Consider the following 19,147-nt stretch of genomic DNA (forward strand, 5'->3'; position numbering starts at 1 on the left):
GCGCGCGGACCTGCCGGTACCTCCCGTACCGGCAGGTTCGTCGTGCTTTCCTGTCGCCCGACTGAATTCTGCGTCACAATCCGGGTCCGTCCGGCGGCCGACCTCGTATTGTCGCGTCTCACAGGAAAGGCACAGGACCGGGGACCGAAAGGCTGGTGGCGTGGCGGCGACGGGGAACGCTGACGCGAACGTCGGACACGGCGAGTTGATCGAGGCGGTCGACCGGGCGCTGACCACGCACGGCCGCGCCGTCCTCGTCGGACCGGCCGGAGCGGGCAAGACCGAGGTGGCGCGCGCCGTCGCGGCCGCCGCCGAGGGCCGGCGCGAAACCGTGCTCCGGCTCGCCCCCGAAGCCGCGGACCGGTGGATACCCGAGGCCTCCGCCGCCGCCCTCCTCGCCACCGTGCCCCGCGCCGTACTGGAGCGGCTCGCCGGACCCCAGCGCACCGCCATCGCCCTGCTGCGCCGCGAGACCGACGCCCCCGGAGCGGGCCGCGACCACGTCGCGCTGCGGCTCGCCCTCGTCGAGGTGCTCCGCACCCTGGCCGCGTCCGGCCCCGTCCTCCTCGTCCTCGACAACGCCCAGTGGCTCGACGCGGAAACCACCGATCTGCTCCGGTTCGCCCTGCGCCTGACCCCACCGCGGGTACGGGTCCTCGCGGCCGAATGCGTCCACGCCGGAACTCCCGTCGCCGAACCCCTCTGCGGCCCCGGCACCCCGGCCGTCCGGGTCCCCCCGCTCGGCGCCGACGAGGTGGCCGAACTCCTGCTGCGCCACGACCTGCCCGCCCGGCTCGCCGGCCGCATCCACCAGGCCAGTGGCGGCAACCCACGACTCGCCCTGGCGCTGGGGCACTCCCTCGCCGAAGCCGCCGGGACCCGCGACGGCGGCGCCCACCACGCCGACACCCTGCCCGTCTCCGGCCAAGCCCGCGACGTCGCCCGCCGGCTCCTGGCCGAAGCCCCCGCCCGGGCCCGCCGCACCCTGCTCCTCGCCGCCCTCACCGCCCGCCCCACCACCGCGCTGCTGCGCCGCGCCGGCAGACCCGACGCGGAGGCCGAGCTAGCCGAAGCCGAACGCGCCGGGCTGATCACCGTCGGGGAGGACGGGGCGGTCGCCTTCACCGCGGGCGCCGTCGCCACCGCGCTCGCCGCCGACTCCGGCTGGCCCGAACGCTCCTCCGGGCACGCGGCCCTCGCCGACGCCGTCGACGACCCGGTGCAGGCCGTTCGCCACCGGGCGCTCGCCGTCGACCTCCCCGACGCCCGGCTCGCGGCCGAGATCACCGCCGCCGCCGACTCCTGTCGCCGCCGGGGCCAGCGTGCCCTCGCCGCGGAACTCGGACTGCTCGCGGCCGAACGCACCCCCGCCGCCCTGCCCCGGGAGGAGCTCGCCCGCCTCGTCGGCGCCGCCGAGGACGCGGGTTGGGCCGGCCGCGCCGACCTCGCCCGCCGGGCCACCCGCGCCGTGCTGGCGCGCGACGCCTCGCCCGCCCAGCGGGTCCGCGCCCGCCTCGCCGTCATCGACGCCGCCGGCCAGGCACTGGCCGACCTCGACGAGACCTTCGCCAACGCGGTGGCCGACGCGGCCGGCGACCCCTCACTACGGGCCGCCGTCCAGCTCCGCATCGCCTGGAAGCTCAACCTGAGCGACGGGGACCCCGTGCGCTCGCGCGACGCCGCCGCCGAGGCGGGGGCCCTCGCCAAAGCGGGCGGCGACCAGGTCGCCGAGGCCATGGCACTGACCGTACGGGCCAGGATGGGACGCATCCTCGGGGACCGCGACGCCGAGGACATCCTCGCCGAGGCCCTGGCCCTGCCCGCCCCCGAAGTCCCCCTCGGCATGCGCAACGCGCCCCAGTACCTCGCCGTCCGGCACGCCCTCTTCGACGACCGGCTCGGCGACGCGCACGGCCAGCTCCTCGCGCTGCTGCCCGCCGTCCAACGGACCGGATCCGCCGAGGACGTCTTCGAGGTGCTGCGCAGCCTCACCGAGGTCGAGCTGCGGCGCGGCCGGTGCGCCGCAGCCGCCGCGCACGCGCGCCGGGCCGTGGAGCTGACCATCGAGGCGGGCCTGTCGCCCGGCCCCGCCTGGTACGTCGCGGCCACCGCCGAAGCCGCGGGCGGCAGTTTCGCCCGGGCCGCCGGGTACGCCCGCCGCGGCATCCGGGCCTCCGAGGAGGAACAGGACCAGGTCTTCCTGTCCCGGGGCCTGTACGCGCTCGGCACCGTCGAACTGGCCACCGGGGAGGCCGCGAAGGCGGCCGCCACCCTGTGCCGGGTCGCCGAGCTGGAGGAGGCGCAGCAGGTGGTGGACCCGTCGATCCTGCGCTGGCACGGGGAGCTCGCCGAGGCCCTGGTCGCGGCCGACGATCCCGCCCGCGCCGCGGAACTGCTGGACGGGGTCGCTCCGGTGGCCCGCTCCCTGGGACGCACGCCCGTGCTCGCGGCCCTGGACCGGGCCCGGGGCCTGTGCCTGTCGGCGCGGGGGGACGCGGAGCCCGCCGTGGCCCTGCTGGAGGAGACGGCCCGGCGCTTCGAGGGCCTCGGACTGCCGTTGGAACACGGCCGGACCCTGCTGGCCCTGGCCCGGGTCGAGCGCAGGCGCCGCCGGCGGGCGCCCGCGCGGGCGGCGCTGCTGGCGGCGGCCGAGGTGTTCGAGCGGGCCGGGGCGAAGCCCTGGCTCGGCCTGGCGCGGGAGGCGGCGCCGGAGGCCGCCGCCCCGCATCCGGGGGTGGCGGCCCTGACCGAGGCGGAGGCCCGGCTCGCCCTGCTCGTCGGCGCCGGGGCGAGCAACCAGGAGGCCGCCGCGAAGCTGTTCCTGAGCGTGAAGACCGTCGAGGCCCGGCTCACCCGGATCTACCAGAAGCTCGACGTGCGCTCGCGGGCCCAGCTGGCCACCGCGCTGCGCGGGCACTGAGCCCGGGCGGCGCGGCGGCCGGAGCGGATCAGCAGGTCAGGTTGTTGCCCGGGGTGACGCCCAGCAGCTGGGTGAAGTTCTGGTACTTGCTCACCCGGCTCTGCACCTGGGCGGGGTTGCCGCCGTTGCACTCCAGAGCCCCGTTGATGGAACGGATGGTCTCGCCGAAGCCGGCGCCGCCCGCCATGGCCGCGTGGGCGGTCATGGTGCCCGGACCGTTCTGGGTGTTCCAGTACCAGAGCGCCGTCTTCATGGCGACGGCCGGGTCCTGCTCCACGAGGTACGGGTTGGCGAGCAGGTTGATGCCGAGGGCGTCGCCCGCCGCCTTGTAGTTGAAGTTCCAGCTCAGCTGGATGGGCCCGCGGCCGTAGTACGCGGCCTGCCCCGCAGGACAGCCGTAGGGCTGGGTGGCGTCGCAGTAGTGGGGGTAGTTCGCGGTGTTCTGCTCGACTATGTGCACGAGCCCGCCGGTCTCGTGCGAGACGTTCGCGAGGAAGGCGGCCGCCTCGCGGCGCTTGGTCGTCTCGTCGCCGCTGTTGGCGAAGGCGGGGTAGGCGGACAGCGCCGCCACCAGCCCGTTGTAGGTGTAGAAGGGGTTCCGGTTCGGGAACATCTGGTTGAACTGGGCCTCGCTGACGACGAAGCCGGACGGGTCGGGGTCCTGGCCGCCACCGCCACCACAAGCGCCCTGGTCGGACCAGACGCCCCACTGGCCGGTGGTCCCGGGCGTCTCGCCCTGGGTCCACCACTTCGCCTTCCAGTTGCGACCGTTGTGCGAGGCGGTCCCGCCGCCCGTGTAGACGGCGGAGGAGGCCCACGCGCCGGCGCAGGCGGGGGCGGCCGAGGCGGAGGAGGCGGGCAGGGCGACGGTGAGGCCGAGGGTGACTGCGGCGGCAGCGGCGAGGGAGAGGGCGCGGCGTCGGGCGGCACGAATCACGTAACTGCTCCTGGAGTGGGGGGAATTGTCGCGGGGTGTGGGGGCGACGACTACCGCCACTGAACCGAAGTGGTCTGGACCTGTCAAGGTCTAGACCAAATATTGTCCGCAGCTGCCAAACGGGGTGCGAGGGGCCGCCGTGGGCCACAAACGCCGAACCGGCGTGACGACCTGGGTCGTCACGCCGGTTCGGATGCCGACCGGGTCAGCTGCCGGCCGAGAGGTTGCCCGAGAGGACCGGGATGTTGTCCACGATGTGGGACAGCGACTCGTCACCCTTGGCCTGGGTGGAGTTCTCGGCGCACTGCTGGTTCTGCGGGTTGGACAGGACGTTGACGTCCTGGACGCCGACGTTGGCGAGGACCGCGACCAGCGACTGGGCGTTGACCTTCGCGGGCAGGCCGACACAGAGCTTGTTCAGCGAACCCTGGATCGCGCCGAGCTGCGGGCTCATGGCGCCCTCGGTCGACTGGTTGCCGTAGACCTGCGAGGCGCCGTTGCCGTTGACGGTGTTCACGCCGTTGTCGTTGCCGATCGCCATCGCCGGGGACGCCATGACGGCACCCGTGCCGATGACGGAGGCGGTGACCGCAGCAGTGGCCATGAACTTCTTGAGCATCGTTGATCCTTCTGTCGCATGAGCTGTCCCCGGCGGGACGTCCTGATCAACTGCGTCCGGCGCCGGTGGTTATCGCGCGTCACCCATGCGGCCCAACGATCGGCTCGGTCAGCCGGTCTTGCGACGCACCTTCTTGTTCTTGCCGCCGGCCCCGCTGCTGGACCCCTGCACCTTGGCCCGGCTCTGGTGGGACTGCTGGGACTGGGCATTGGAGGCGTTGCGCTCCAGGGCCTCGCGGAACTTCCGCTTCGCCTCCTCGGCCGGGGTCTCGTCCTGCGGTGCGTCGTTCTGCGCCGCATCGGCCTGCGGGGTGGCGTTCTCGTCTGACATGGCTGCCTCCTGGGGTGATCAAGTTGCCCCAGTCTGTCAGTCGGGCAGCGCTCAGGCCATCGCGTTGCCGCCCACCGCCCTCCCGGGCCGCCCGGCCGGGCCGGTGCGCCGGGCCGCTCAGGCGCCCGGACGGGGAGCTTCGGCCCCGTGGCCGGCGCGGATCGCGGCCAGCGCCGCGACGTGCAGCGCGGCCGGATCGCCCGCCGCGACCGGGCTGCCGGTCAGCGTGTACCACTCGTCCGCTTCCTGGTACTGGATCGCGAACCGGACCTCGCCGTCCGCGCCCGCGCCGGTCCGCAGGGTGAGCGGACCGGTGATCACCCCGACCTCGTCGGTCACGGCGCCGCCCGGTCCGGCCAGGACGTCGTCCTGCCGGCTCCACGGCTCGGGGGCCGTCATGCGGCGCAGGTGTCGATCATGGTGGTGAGGGTGGCCCTCTCGGCTTCGGTGACGGTCAGCCCGTAGTGGGACTTGACGGTCGTCCAGGCGCGCCCGTACTGGCACCAGCTCGACCGGTCCGTCGGCTGCCACTGGTCGGGGCTCTGGTCACCCTTGGAACGGTTGGAGGACGCGGAGACCGCCAGCAGTTGCGGGCGGGCCAGGTCGTTGGCGAACGCCTTGCGCTTGGCCGCGTCCCAGCCGGCGGCCCCCGAACGCCAGCCCTCCGCCAGCGGCACCATGTGGTCGATGTCGAGCTTCGAGGCCTCGGTGAAGGACGCCCCGTCGTACAGGCTCTTCCAATGGCCGGAGACGGCACGGCACTCGGCGTCCTGCGCGACATCCGTTCCGTCCCGCTTCAGGACGCTCTCGCGGGTGTCGCACTTGTTGCCCTGCTCGGCCCAGTGGGTGAACTTGTCACGGCTGTACCCGGCCATGGTGCCGGGCTTGCCGACCGTGAGCGCCGCCAGCTGCGTCCGGGCCACGGCCGCGCTGACCATGCCGGGCAGTACGTCGCCGGCGACCGGCTTCGCGTCGTCACCCGAGGGCGACGCCGGCGAGGCGGAGGGCGCGGCGCTCGGGGTCGCCGTCGCGCCCGGTCGGTCACCGCCCTTCCCGTCCCCGGGAACCTGTTCACCGCACCCGACGCTGCCGAGCAGCAGCACCGCGGTCACGACCGCGATGCCCGGACCTGTCTGACGCACCATGAAACCCCGCCCCGAGGAGACTCCGCCCACTGTCCGGTGCAGCCTACCCATAACCGGACATCCGACCCCCCCGACGGCGGCCCGGGTCGCGGCCCGATGCCGGCGGCCCGTCAACCCGGCCGGCGGGCGACCCCGTTCGGGGCGGTCCGGGCGCGGGTGCCGGGCCGCCGGTCAGCTCCAGGAGGCGGCGACCAGGGACCGTCGGGCCGCCTCCAGATGGGTGGCGGAGGCCAGCCAGGCGCGGGCGTACCCGTCGGCGGAGGGCTCGGTGAGGCGGCCGAAGGCGTTCCGGGGCCGCCGGTCCGCCTCCAGGACGAGCGCCCCCGCCAGGTCGGCCGCGGTGGCGAACCCGGCCCGGCGCAACGGCCCGTACGCGGGCAGCGGCTCCGGCCCACGGCCGGAGCCGGCCACCGCGCGGCGACCGCCCGCGACCCCCGCCTCCAGCAGTCGGCGCACCCGCCACAGGGGCGAGTCGGCCAGCGGGTCCGGGCCCGGCTCGCAGGCGCCGGGCAGCGCCACGGCGCCGCCGGCGTCCGGGAAGTGGCTTCCCTGGAGCCGGTCGTAGCCGAGGTCGGCCCGGTCCAGCCACTCCGGCGGCAGCCGCAGCGTGTGCTCCGCCCCCGGAACCGGCCCCACCGCCAGCGGGCGCAGCGTCGCCGCCCGGTCCAGGTCCGGGCGCCCGAGGACGCGTACGGCCAGACCCGGATGTCCGGCGAGACGGCGCAGGTTGGCGGTGTGCGCCAGCTCCGGATGCGGGTGGGCGGGGCGCAGCCGGAGCAGGGGCGCCTCCGGTCGTACGGCGCCGTCCGCGGACAGCTCCCGCACCAGGAGGTACTCGCCCGCCGCGCCGACCACCCGTACGTCACAGCCCAGCAGGGCCGTCCCCGACTCCGCGGCCCCGGCCGCCTGGTGTGCGGCGACGGCCTCGGCCGCCGGCCGGGCGAAGAGCGCCGCGAGGGGCTCCTGGCTCCAGGAGAGACCCGGCACCGGGGTGGCCCGGACGCCGCGCCCCGCGCCGAGCCGGCCGTCGGCGGAGACGGTCGCGCCGACGACGCGCAGGCCGCCGCGGGCGAGACCCGCGTGGTCCAGGACGCCTCCGCCCAGCGCGACGGACGCCGCCCCGGCACCCCGGGCCCGCGCGAGCCCGCCGGGGCGGACGTCGGACACCGAGTACAGGGCGCCGTCCGCGCCCAGCAGGTGGGTCACCACCCCGCCGTAGCCGGTGGCGCTGAGCACGGGCTCCCGGCACAGGCCCTGCACGCGCAGGCTGCCGCCGGCTCCGTACGCCCGCCGTCCGCCGTCGGTCACGCCCGGGCCGCCGGTCCCGGAGGCCAGCAGGGCGGCGACCCGCAGCAGCCCGGCGAAGGCCGCCGTCAGGTCGGTGAGTCCCTGCGCGGCGTCGCGGGCCCGGGCCGCGCGCAGCCCCCGTACGACGCGCAGCGCGGCGGCCTCGACCGCCGGCAGCCCCGCCACGCGCGCCGAGTGGGCGGCCCGCAGCAACTCGGCCTGGACCACCGCGCCCCCGGCCGTGACCCCGGCGGCGAGTGCTTCGGCCGACGCCGTCCACAGCGCGGCGCCGGCCGCCCGTGCGGCGGGCGTGAGCGGCTGCGCGACGCCGTCCGCGAGGGGCACCGCGCCGTCCGGCTCGGCTCCGCCGTCGGGATCCGGAGCCGCCCGCGGCTCTCCGGGCGGAGTTCCGGTTCCCAACCCCGGCGCGGCCGGGTCCGACGGCTCCGACGCGTCGGCCGGCTCCGACGCGTCGGCCGGGTCGGCGAGGGGAGCCGCGCCGAGCACGGCGGCCCGGTGCAGGCAGCGCGGCGCCAGCAGGCAGCCGCAGACGGCCTGCCCGGCCTCCGTGACCACCCCGGAGGCGCCCGGACGCAACGTCACCACCGCGTCCTCGCCGAACCGTACGGTGACGCTCCCGTCGGGCTCCGCCCGCGCCGAGCCGGCGCAGCCCGCCACGGCCGCGTCGAGCTTCTTGCGCAGGCGGGCGCTCAGGTCCTCCACGGCCTGCGCGAGGACCTCGGGGGCGACGGCCGGCAACGGCGCGGCGGTGCTGGTGGTGCTGCTCAACGGGGCTCTCCACGGAGTCGGTCGCCCACCCAGCGGGCGAGGGCGAGAGGGCTGAGGGCGGCCACCGGCATCCCGGCCGCCACGAGTTGCCGGGCCACCGGCACCGAGTACCGGGGCGCGCCCGCGTCGTCGAGCGCGGCGCAGCCCAACAGGTGGGCGCCGGAGGAGGCCAGGGCGCTCACCTCGGCGAGGAGCCCGCCGAGCGGCGCGCCCTCCTCGAAGTCGCTGACGACGACGACCAGGGTGCGGCTCGGCACGGTGATCAGCGAACGGGCGTGCGCGAGGCCCGCCGCGATGTGCGTCCCGCCGCCGACACGGACCTCCAGCAGCAGCGAGAGCGGATCCTCGACGCGGTCGGTGAGGTCGACCACCGAGGTGGAGAACGCGAGGAAGTGCGTGGACAGCGTCGGCACCCCGCCGAGGACCGCCGCCGTCAGCGCCGACCAGATGACGGACGCCTCCATCGAGCCGGAGACGTCGACCACCAGGATCAGCCGCCAGTCGCTCTCCCGGGACGCCCTCGTACGGAACACCGGACGCTCGGGGACGACGACCACCCGGCCGTCGTCCAACCGGCGGGTGTGCGCGAGGTTCGCCCGCAGCGTGCGGGCCAGGTCGAGCGCGCCGCCCGGACGGCTGGTCGGTCGCGGGGTCGACAGCCCGGAGAGCGTCGGTCGCAGCCGCGTCGCCAGCTCCTTGGCCAGCTCGTCGACCAACCGCCGCACCAGGGGCCGCAGCCGGGCCAGTTGCCCCTCAGGCATGCCGCCGGCCAGCGACAGCACCGAGCTGAGCAGCTCCACGGAGGGACGAACGGACGCCGGGTCGAGCTGCGCCAGCACGTCGGTGCGGCCCGCCCCGGCCGCGTCCGCGAGTACCTCCTCCCGCACGTCGGCGCCGAAGAGAGACTCCAGCTCGTGCGCCCATTCGCGGGCGGTGGGGAAGGAGGCCCCGTCCCCGCCGCCCCGACCGCCCCGGTCGAGATCGGTGGAGCCCTCGCCCCGACCCGCCCCGTACAGCTCGTCGAGGGCGCGGGCGTAGCGCCGCGCATCGGCCGGGAGCCGGTCGCGCTGCCGGCCGAGCAGCAGCCGCCACCGGTCGGCGGGGGCCAGGCGCCGTTCCGCCGGCGGCGCGGCACGCGGCGCGTCCGTCGCCTCCGGGCCCTGCGGCGGGACCTCGGCCGAAGGCGCGGGGAGCGGGAGCTCCTTGAGCGCGGCGGCGCCGGCGGCGTCGGCCGCCGCCCACAGGGCGAGCAGCGCGGGCGGCGCGTCCAGGGAGAGGTCGACCCGGTCGCCGAGCCGCTCCGTCACCGTTTCCAGCAGCCGCTCACGGGCGGCCGGCGCCAACGCGTCGAAACCACCGCGCAGCGCGGGCAGCCGCTCCAGGAACGCCTCGTCGCCGAGGCTGTCCACCCGGTCCAGGAGCGGGGTGAGGGCGGCAGGGGAGGAGTCCAGCAGCGGGCCGGCGGCGCTGAGCACCCCGGCGAGCCGTCGGGCCATCGCCCGGCGCCCCTCGGGGGCGGTCGCGGCGTCGACCCAGGCGGCGGTGCGCCGGCCGAGCTCCACCACCGGATCGAGGTCCAGCAGGACCCGTACGGCCAAGGCCGCGCCGCGCATCAGCGGCGACGCGGTGTCCGCCAGCTCGCTCAGGGCGGCGTCCATGCGCAGCCCCAGCCGGCGGGCCGCGGCCCGGTCGGCGAGGGCCACCAGCGCGCCGGCGTCCGCGAGGTCGTCGCTGCCGGCCAGCCCGGGCAGGGACCGTACGGCGGTCTCCAACAGATCCCCGACGAGCGTCCCGGCGGTGTCCCGGGCCTCGGCGCGGGCGCCGGGGAGGTGCCCGCGGCGCAGGGCCTCCAAAAGGTCGACGGCCTCCAGGAGCTCCGGTAGCCCGGCGGTGTCCGGGAGCACCTCCGCCGCCTCCGCGAGCCGTACGTCGACCAGCGCGGGCAGGTCGCAGCGCGCGGCGGCGGCCAGCCCGGCCAGCACCTGGGCGGCCGTCGGGCCGCCCGCGGCGGCTTCGCGGCGCGCGGTGTCCCGCAGCGTGCCGGCGGCGGCCTGGGCGGCGCTCACGCCGCGGACGCCCGCCAGGTCCAGGCGGGCCGGAACGGCAGGCGTCCAGGACAGCCGCCACTTGCTGCCCAGCGCGGTGCCGTCACCGGTCGCGGCGACGGCGACCGGCTCGCCGTAGGAGGCGCCGCAGACCAGCAGGCGCTGGAGCAGCACCTCGCGGCGCGCGTCCAGCGAGGAACGCAACGGGTCCAGGCGCACCTCGCGGGACGCGGGCTCCTCGGGCGACGGCAGCCGCAGCTCGGCCAGTTCCGCCTCCACGGACGGCCCGAGCCCCGAGCGGGGGGCGTGCGGGGTGGTCCGGCCGCGGCCCGCGCCGACGAGCACGGCCTCCAGGGCGCGGGCCAGCGCCCGCCCCCGACCCAGGGGTTCGCCCTGCCCGAGCACCGTGGTCACGGCCTCCAGCAACTCGCCCCGGCCGGGCGCGGGCAGCCCGCGCAACACCGCCAGGTCGCAGGCGAGGCGCAGGGTCTCCGACGCCTCCCCCGTGCCGGCCGTGTGCCCGGCGCGGCGCAGCTCCCGGCACACGCCGGTGACGGCGACCGACGCCGCCTCGCGCACCCGTACGGGGTCGCCGCCCGCTTCGAGGACGGCCTGCTGCCACAACGGGTCCCGGATCCCGGCCGGGTAGCCGGAACGGGAGTCGAGCAGGTCGTAGGAGTACGGCACGAAGGAGGTCACCACCTGCGCACTGCCCTCCCCGACGCCCGACGCCCCGCCCTTCGCGGACCGCCCGCCGACACCGACGGCCCGTCCCCCGGCCGCTCCGGAGCCCGTCGCGGGGGCCTGCGCGGCGGCGGTCGCGTCCACGGCCGCTCGGGGCGCGGGTAGCCCGGTGCCCGGTTCCGCGGGGAGCAGCGCGGGGGCGTGGAAGGCGCCGATCAGGGCGGCCACCCGGCGTCCTCCGGCGCCCGCCGCGGCGATCACCCCTCGCATGTGGGCCTCGCGGGCCAGGTCCGTCGCGGGTACCGTCCCCGCGTCGGACCGCAGGGCCCAGCCGACGCCGAGCGCGGCGCGCCGGACGGCCTCGGCGGAGCACCCGGGGGCCAGTACCTCGACGGCCCGGTCCCACAGGTCCTCACCCTCGCGCCCGGTGCCCGAGGCGACGAGGGCGTCCGCGAAGACCCGCCCAACGGCGACCGGGCGGCCGGCCCCCGCCCCCGGCAAGCGTCCGGCGTCCGCCGGCTCCGCGCCGGCGCCTGCCGCGCCGGCGCGGTCGGCTGCCACCGGCGCCGGTCCGGTCGGCCCGGTTCCCGGCGCCGCGGCTTCGGCGCGCCCGTCCCCGGGCGGCGCCGTCCCGTCGGGCCCCGGGCCGGCCTTCTGCGCGTCGCCGTGCTCGGCTGCCGGTCCCGGGGCCGCGTCGGACCAGCCCGGGTCGGTCAGCGGCAGGTCGCAGCAGACGACCTCCACGCCCCGCCCCCGCGCCCAGCGGATCGCCGCCAGCTCGGGGGAGAAGTCGGCGAACGGGTAGAAGGCCAGCCGCCCTTCGCGTCCCAGACCCGCCAGGGCGACCGGTGCCACGGTCTCCGGATCGGCGAGGTGCTCCAGCCACGGCTGGAAGTCGGCGGGCAGCTCCACGCACAGCACCTCGGGCTCCGCCGCCTCCAGCAGCGCCGGCACCACCGCCGCCAGGGCGGGGCTGTGGTGGCGTACGCCGAGCAGGTAGGGCGCGCGCGACGCGGCGAGGGCCTCCACCGCCGTCCGCGGTTCGGCCGCCGGACCGGCCGTCTGGTCGATGACCGTCAACGCAGGCTCCCGCGCAGGTCCCAGAGGCGGCGCCACATCGCCGAGCCGTCCTCGGCCCGGCGCCGGACCGGACCGTCCCAATACCCCAGCAGCCGACCGTGGTCGGCCGGATCGTCCTTGCGCACGACGCCCAACAGGTGCCCCGGCAGCAGGTCCAGCGCGTCACCGCCCGGCAGGTACGCGGCGGCCACCCCCAGCGACGCCGCCACCTGCACGGCCTCGGCGGTGGACATGACGGTGCCGGGCCGCTCCACGTCCCAGCCCTCGGCGGAACGGCCCGAGCGCAGGTCCCGGAACACGGTGACGAGTGCGTCGAGCACCGAGTCGTCCACCGCGAAGGCCGCTCCGGCCCGCTGGACGGCGGCGACGGCCTGGCGCCGGATCAGCGTGGCCTCCGCGTCGGCGTCCGCGATCGGATCGACCGTCTCGAAGTTGAAGCGGCGCTTGAGGGCGGCGGACATCTCGGAGACGCCCCGATCCCGCAGGTTGGCCGTCGCGATCACCGTGAAACCGGGGGCGGCCGAGACCAACGCGTCCTCCGTGGACGTCAGTTCGGGGACGGTGACCCGGCGGTCGGACAGGATCGACACGAGCGCGTCCTGTACCTCGGGCAGGCAGCGGGTGATCTCCTCGACCCGGACGACGCGTCCGGTGCGCATCGCCGAGAGCACCGGGGAGTCGACCAGGGCGCCGGCGGTCGGTCCCTGGGCGAGGAGCAGGGCGTAGTTCCAGCCGTACCGGAAGGCGTCCTCGGTGGTGCCCGCCGTGCCCTGCACGGTGAGCGCGCTGGTGCCGGACACCGCGGCCGCCAGCAGCTCGGACAGCATCGACTTGGCGGTACCGGGCTCGCCGGTGAGCAGCAGTCCGCGCTCACCGGCCAGGGTGACCACGCACCGCTCCACCAAGGCGCGTTCGCCGACGAACTTCGCCGCGATCACCAGCTTCGACGGCAGTCCGGCCCGACGCCCCGGCAGGGTGAGCTCGGCGCCCTCGCTGCCGCACACGAACGTGACGACGGCGCGCGGGGTCAGGGCCCAGCCCGGCGGCCGGGGGCCGGTGTCCTGCGCGGCGAGGAAGGCGAGTTCGGCGGCGTACCGCTCCTCGGCCGGCATGACCTGCCGGGCGGGGGCGGGCTGATCGGTGACGGTCATCGGGTCCTCTGTGTTCTGGAAGTCGAGAAGGGCGAAGAGGTGGAAAGAAGGAGGGGGAGGAGGTGGGAGAGAAAGACGAGGGCGGGGAGCAGGGCGAATCGAGGACGACACGGGGGCGCGCGCCGGCGCGCCCCCGTCCGGGCCGTCCGATCAGCGTCGGCGGCGGGCCGCCGTGCGCTTGACCTTCAGCTCCTCGAAGCGCGGTACGTCGCCCTCGCGGATCCGCGCCCACGCCCGCCGGTACAGGTCGGCGGCCGGTTCGGTCGGGGCCGGCAGGCCCAGCGTCGGGCGGCCCCCCGACACGACCGGGTACATCGGCAGTTTCCAGGTCTCCACCGGCAGCACCGGCGAGTCCATGTCGGACCAGCCGCCGGGCAGGAACAGGGTGCGGCCCGCCCGGCTACGGCCGGCCGTCACCACCAGCTCCGTGGCGGCCAGTTCGGCGCGGGCCGTCTTGAGTCGGGCCGGCTTCCAGCCCGTCCAGCGGGCCGTGTTGCGGTCCGTCGGGTCGGGCATCGCCAGCAGCGCCAGGTACAGCGCGGCGGCGTCGGCGCCCAGCCCGTGGGCCCCCTCCACCTCGGCCACCAGCTCGGGGACGGAGCGGCTCGGGTCCTGCGGCCACCACGTGCCGTCCTTGTCCCGGGCCCCGGCCGCCGGCGCCCCGGGGTCGGCGAGCAGCGCGGCGAAGCGCGGGTCGTGCGCCAGGCGCAGGGCCGTCTCGGCGGCCGAGGGCAGCTGCTCGGGCCCCCGGAGCAGCGGCAGGTACGGGTCGGAGCCGGTCGAGTCCAGCAGCGCCGGGCGCAGCGCGGGACGGGGCATCCCGTCCACGGTGGGCAGGACCACCGCGCCGTACCGTTCGTAGCCCTGCGCGGTCTCCGTCGGCGTGCCGGCCGCCTTCCGGAAGTCGTCCGCCCGGATGTAGTGGCCGATGCCCAGCAGTAGTTCGGGCGCGGCCAACCGCTGCCGTACGGCGGTGAGCGCCGGCGGCAGGCACGCCCGGAGCGGGTCACCCGCGGGCAACCGGTGCGCCAGCCACGCCGTGAGCGTGATCGCCCCCTGCAGCACGGAGGCGTCGAACGCGCCGTCGGTCGGCACGACGGGCTCCACGTGGTCGCCCTTGACGGCCCACGCGACATCGGCGGACAGCACCGGGGAGGCCGCCGGGTCGAGCAGCGCGGGCAGCGCCCGGTGCAGCGCCCAACTGCTGCGCACGTCCTTGCCGGCCTCGGCGGGCAGCCAGTCGGGCATCGGCGTACGACGCCCCACGCGGCGGATCCAGACCTGCGCGGCGGCCACCGCGTCCGGGCCCTCGGTCCACAGCAGCGCCGGATCGGCCGGCAGGAGCGCGGCGACCAGTTCCCGGCGTACGTCGAAGCCGAGTTCCTTCAGGTCGTTGCGGGCGTGCCCGGCGGCAGTGGCCTTGATCCCGAGAGCGGTCCGCAACTCGGCGGGCAGGAAGCCGCGGTCGTACGGGTCGAGGTGCGGCAGGCCCGCCAGCACCAGCCGGGCCGTCGTGGAGGAGACCCCGGTCAGCCGGGAGAACTCCTCGGCGGCCTCGGGGAACCAGGGGGCCGCGCCGCGGGCCCCGGCCTCCCGCAGGAACGCGGACAGCCAGCCCGCCCCGCGCTCCGGGTCGCCCGGGACCGTGGGGTCGCCGAAGGGCTCGTAGGGCTCGGGCACGGTGAACGCGCCGCTCGGATCGTGCAGGAGCGCGGCGAACTCGCGGTGCCCGGGCCTGCCGTCGATGGACTCGGCCATGCCGAGCGCGGCGCCGCCGCCGAGCGGCAGGACGCTGCGGTGTCGGCTGCCGCGGCCGCGCTCACGGCCGTCCGTCCCGTGCAGGCGACCCCGGTCGATGCGTACGCGGACCCGGCGCCACCGGGCCGCCGCCCGCTCGGTCGAGCCGAGACCCAGCGCGTCGACCTCGGCCAGCAGCGCGCACAGCGCGGTGCGCTGCGCGTCGGTGGTGCCGGTGACGACGGACCGGTAGGCGACGGCGGCGGGCCGTTCCAGGAAGGGACCGGTCCAGGGCAGCGGGGAGAAGGGGACGGCGGGCTCGTCGACGTGCAGGCGTCCGGGTACGGACTCGGCCGCGGTGTCGGCGGTGGCGGCCCGGAGCTGCCGCAGGAGCTGGAAGACCGTGTCGGACTCCTCGCCGTAGCGGTAGTGCCCGGAGCCGACGAGCCCGTTGAGCCCGTCGTCGAGGAGGCGGTCGGCCGGACCGCGTTCCACCGGCGTCCGGGGCTTGCGGGGCGCGGCCGGGGCCAGCGAGCGCGCCACCTGGTCCAGGGCCTTGCGCTGGGCGAGTGCGGCCCGCACCTGGTCGACGACGCCGCCGATCAGCACGGGGTCGGTGATCCGCGGCAGGGCCGCGGCGACCAGCGCCGGCACCTCGTCGGGCTTCGCGGCCTCGGCGGCGGCCTTCAGGAGGGTCGCCGCGGTGTCCCGGTCCATCGCGCGCAGCACGGCCGAGCCCTCGGGGTCGCGGGCGCGCAGGCAGTACCAGTAGGGCAGCGGAGGGAGTTCCACGCCCCGGGTGGCGAAGGTGCGGGTGCGGTGGTCGGCGCTGACCGAGGCGGTGACGACGCCCTCCGGGTCGATGAGCGACAGCGTCTGCCAATCGGTGGCCACGGCGCGTGGCCGCCCGTCGCCGGGCAGTTCCACGGCGTGCCGCGGGATGCGGTTGCCGACGGGGACGGTGACGGAACGCCCCGCGTTGTCGGAGCCGTGCCAGCCCTGGTCGGGGACGCGCACGGCGCGCCAGCCGAGCAGTCCGTCGACGGGAGCGCCGAGCACGGAGTCCTCGACGGTGGGCACCGGCCGCAGCCAGTTCTGACCGACGGCGTCGGGCAGGGTGCTGCCCCGGGGGTGCCCGTTCAGCGCGTCGGCGAGGAACCCGGGCGCGGAGCGCCTGCCGGTGGCGCCGGTGGCGGGGTCGTACTCGGCCCAGCCGGGCTCGGCCGGGTGCTGGGCGTGTTCCCACACCCAGTAGGAGGCGCCGTCGGAGATGACCTCCCGCTCCTCGGGGAGTCGGGTGTCCCCGGGGTGCAGGACGTTCGCGCCGGTGGCGCGGCCACCGCCGGGCAGTTGCACGGACACGTGCCCGGTGCGCGGGTTCCAGTAGTCGCCCTTGGACTCCAGCGTGAGGACGTCCCCGGGTTCGCTCAGCCAGTAGCCCTGGACGGGGCCGTCGTAGGAGGCCCAGAAGACCAACAGGTCGCCGTCGACGTAGTGGAAGCCGGTGACGTGGTTGTTCCCGGTGGGGACGCGCAGGTCGTGGGTCAGAACGGTCGAGTCGGCGTCGAGGACCCGGACCTGGCCGGCGTTGGCGACGATGAGGTGGGGCCAGGCGTCCATCACGACGCGGCGGTGGTGGCGGTGGTTGCCGGGCATGAGCTCGGCGACGGCCTCGTCCCAGGCGGGCCAACCCAGCTCGTCGAACAGGCCGCCGCGCAGCGTCCGGGCGAGGATCTCGCCCAGGTCGGTGGCGGCCGCGCGGGCCACCTCCTCCGGGGCCAGGGCCAGCGCCTCCGCGGGCAGCCAGGTCAGGCGCGAAATGGCGGCGGGCAGCTCCGGGAGCGCCGCGGCCCGCGACGAGTCGGCGACCCCGCGGACCCAGTCGGCGACCAGCGGCATGCTGCCCTCGGTGCGGGCGAGCAGACGTACGACCGTGCGCCCGACGGACATGTGCCCGTTGAAGCCGTCGAGGCCGCGCAGCAGGATCGGGCGCAGCCGTTCGTCGGCGCACAGCGCCCGCAGGTCACGGCGGTCGGGCGTGATCGCCCACTGCTCCAGGCCGAGGACGCCGCCGCGACCGCGGCGGCCGGGGTTGTCGTCCGTGGCGGGCACGGCGACGGGCACGTCCAGGGACAGCAGCAGGTCGACGAGGTCCACGTCCTGGAGGCCGATCCGCAGGCCGTCCTCCCGCTCCGGGGCGGCCAGTTCGGTACGCAACCGGTCGGCGCAGCGGGTCACCAGCGGCAGCAGCGACGGCAGGATCGGCGGGGTGCCCCAGCCGCTGTACCGGGCGGTGTGGAACCGCTCCAGCCAGCCGGCGGCGCCGTCGGCGCACCGCTCCTCCGCGGGCAGGTCGGCGTCGGTCAGCCCGGCGGTGGCCCCCGACTCCTCCAGCACCTCCAGCCACAGCGCGGCCAGCTCGCCGGCGTCGCCGCCGCCGGTCGGGGCCAGGCCCAGCAGGGTGCCCCGTACGGACGTAACGCGCCGGGCGAGTGCGACGAGGGCGGCGCGGTGGGACTTCCACCAGCCGGTCGCGGCGCGCATCGTGGCGGGCAGCGGCAGCAGCTCGGCCAGGTACTCCTGCTCGGCCTCGCCGCCCGTCACCCCGGCGGCGCGGGCCAGCCGGCGCAGTTCCACGGCGGCCTGCGCGGACGGCGGGAGCCCGCCCGCGGTACGGCGCACGCACAGCCGCCGGAACCGGTCGAGGGCCTCGGCGGGGGAGACCCGCAGCGCCAGTTCCTTCCCGTAGGCGGTGAGCACCTTCACGGGCAGGGCTCCGGCCAGGGCGAATTCGAGGAACACGGCGTCCAGCCGGTCCTCGTCGACGCTCAACCCGTACCGGCTCTCACTGGTCCGGGCGCGGCCGAACAGCTGGGCGGCGTACGTGGTGTTCTCGACGGCGAGGAACAGGCGGGCGGCCTGCTCGTGGAAGACGGGCAGGAAGTGCGGGACGGCGGCGGCGAGCCGGCCGGCCAGTTCGTGGCAGGCGTCCAGCGCGGCCTTGGGCTTCGTCTTCGCCTGCCGGGCGATCCGGTCCAGTTCGGGGACGACGGCCAGCGCGTGGTGGCCGTCGTCGGGGTGGTGCACCAGGACCCACTCGGGGAACCCGAGCGCCTGCCGGCGTCCGAGGCCCACGACCGGCGGCTCGGCGTCCTGCGGTACCAGGCCCAGGAACCCGGCCGCGAGGTCCTCGGCGGCGCCCAGCTCGGCCGCGGCGATCCGCACGACGACGCGCTCGTCGCCGAGCGCCGGGTGACGGTACGTCCGCGCCGTCAGCGGGACGGCGTCGGGACCCGCGCCGGTGGCGTCGGCGGGCAGCACGGCGCCCGCCCGCAGCAGTTCGGCGGCCCCGGTGCCGTTGGTGATGGTGGTGGTGTTCACGCGTCCCCGCCCTCTTCGATGTTGCGACCGGCGTACAGCGCCGCGGCCATCCTCATGCCCTCGGACCAGGCCACCGGCCCGACCTCCTCAAGCCGTACCGAACGGCCCTCCTCGTCGTGCCAGTTCAGTGATCCGGTGGCCGACTCGCTGTCCCAGTAGGGTTCGCCGATCCACACGGCCGCCTCGACGGCGCGTCCGGTGTCGCGGACCTTGCAGGTGGAGTAGCCGCCGGAGACCCGGTATCCCAGGGCGGTGGCCCGGGCGGCGAGGCTGAACCGGGAGGGGAACACGCCGCCCGCGTAGTCCCGCACCTCGGTCTCCGCAGCGGCGAGCCCTTCGGGCCTGACCCAGGTCGGCCGGTGGATCTGCTCGACCTTCTGCGTGATGCCGAGTTCGGCCGCGAAGTCCCGTACGTCGTCCAGGTCGGGCAGCAGCACCGGGTGCGGCAGGGTCACCGTGCGCGGCGAGAGGCGTACGGTCTCGCCGTCGAGGTTGACCACCTTCAGCTCGCCCGCGGCGGTGGCGTCGCGCAGGAACCCGACCTCGTCGGGATCGTCCCCGACGATCGCCAGGTCGCGCAGCGCCGCCTGCCAGGCCTCGTCGGGCCACACCCGGGCCAGCAGCGCGGTCGGCACCGGGAGCGAGGACACCATCCACGCGTCCACCTGCGCGACGCAGGACGCCTCGTGCCGGTCGAGCCACTCGGCGAGCCTCCGCAACCGGTCCACCTCGGGGTGATCGCGCAGCGCCTTCGGGAGCGCCTTCAACTGTCGCCCCGAGGGCCGCCGTGCGGTGACCCGCCCCTCCACGAGGGCGACCTCGTAGTCCTCGTCCACTGCCAACCAAGCCATCAGAACGTGCCCCTCCGCCTGTTCGCGTCCGTTTCCGCGCAGCCCTCATGACGGCGCCAACGCCTCTGAGCTGCGGTATGCGGGGAGACTAGCGAGAGCCACTGACAGCGCCCGCCACGGGTGCGGGGGCGGCGGGGGAGCGGGCGTGGACAATGAGGGCGGTTGAAGCGTCAAACGCACAGAACGGGGCG

Annotated in this window: 11 protein-coding genes; 1 reads left to right on the plus strand and 10 read right to left on the minus strand. The window is 76.5% G+C overall.

Features of this window, described 5'->3' with window-relative positions; translation table 11 throughout:
- Positions 1–160 precede the first annotated feature (160 nt).
- Positions 161–2,920: an AAA family ATPase gene (locus tag ACFY0I_RS09895; protein WP_388892619.1), complete on the plus strand. Its 2,760-nt coding sequence runs from the start codon at positions 161–163 to the stop codon at positions 2,918–2,920.
- Between the two features lie 28 nt (positions 2,921–2,948).
- Here ACFY0I_RS09895 and ACFY0I_RS09900 read toward each other — a convergent pair whose 3' ends face one another.
- The 10 genes from ACFY0I_RS09900 to ACFY0I_RS09945 form a co-directional block, all read right to left on the minus strand.
- Positions 2,949–3,857, minus strand: a complete 909-nt coding sequence (locus ACFY0I_RS09900) for a glycoside hydrolase family 19 protein (protein WP_388892621.1) — start codon at positions 3,855–3,857, stop codon at positions 2,949–2,951.
- 205 nt (positions 3,858–4,062) lie between these two features.
- Positions 4,063–4,476 (minus strand): rodlin, encoded by a 414-nt coding sequence (locus ACFY0I_RS09905; RefSeq protein WP_388892623.1) that lies wholly within the window; start codon positions 4,474–4,476, stop codon positions 4,063–4,065.
- 108 nt (positions 4,477–4,584) lie between these two features.
- Complete coding sequence (locus ACFY0I_RS09910) at positions 4,585–4,806, minus strand: DUF5302 domain-containing protein (protein WP_388892625.1); 222 nt, start codon at positions 4,804–4,806, stop codon at positions 4,585–4,587.
- Between the two features lie 117 nt (positions 4,807–4,923).
- Positions 4,924–5,205: a hypothetical protein gene (locus ACFY0I_RS09915; RefSeq protein ID WP_388892627.1), complete on the minus strand. Its 282-nt coding sequence runs from the start codon at positions 5,203–5,205 to the stop codon at positions 4,924–4,926.
- A complete protein-coding gene (locus ACFY0I_RS09920) occupies positions 5,202–5,951 on the minus strand; it encodes a DUF1524 domain-containing protein (RefSeq protein WP_388892629.1) in 750 nt (249 codons plus the stop codon). Before ACFY0I_RS09920 ends, ACFY0I_RS09915 begins: the two co-directional genes overlap by 4 nt.
- Before the next feature lie 171 nt (positions 5,952–6,122).
- On the minus strand, positions 6,123–8,027 hold the full coding sequence (locus ACFY0I_RS09925) for a hypothetical protein (RefSeq protein WP_388892631.1): 1,905 nt from the start codon (positions 8,025–8,027) through the stop codon (positions 6,123–6,125).
- Positions 8,024–11,827, minus strand: a complete 3,804-nt coding sequence (locus ACFY0I_RS09930) for a DUF5682 family protein (protein ID WP_388892816.1) — start codon at positions 11,825–11,827, stop codon at positions 8,024–8,026. Before ACFY0I_RS09930 ends, ACFY0I_RS09925 begins: the two co-directional genes overlap by 4 nt.
- Positions 11,828–11,832: 5 nt before the next feature.
- A complete protein-coding gene (locus ACFY0I_RS09935; RefSeq protein WP_388892633.1) occupies positions 11,833–12,987 on the minus strand; it encodes an AAA family ATPase in 1,155 nt (384 codons plus the stop codon).
- A 150-nt stretch (positions 12,988–13,137) separates the two neighbouring features.
- Positions 13,138–18,105: a DNA-binding protein gene (locus ACFY0I_RS09940; RefSeq protein ID WP_388892635.1), complete on the minus strand. Its 4,968-nt coding sequence runs from the start codon at positions 18,103–18,105 to the stop codon at positions 13,138–13,140.
- Complete coding sequence (locus ACFY0I_RS09945) at positions 18,102–18,956, minus strand: DUF4132 domain-containing protein (RefSeq protein ID WP_388892637.1); 855 nt, start codon at positions 18,954–18,956, stop codon at positions 18,102–18,104. The genes ACFY0I_RS09940 and ACFY0I_RS09945 overlap by 4 nt, the downstream gene beginning before the upstream one ends.
- Positions 18,957–19,147: the final 191 nt, after the last annotated feature.

The organism is Streptomyces sp. NPDC001568 (genome assembly GCF_042893755.1).
Taxonomy (GTDB): Bacteria; Actinomycetota; Actinomycetes; order Streptomycetales; family Streptomycetaceae; genus Streptomyces.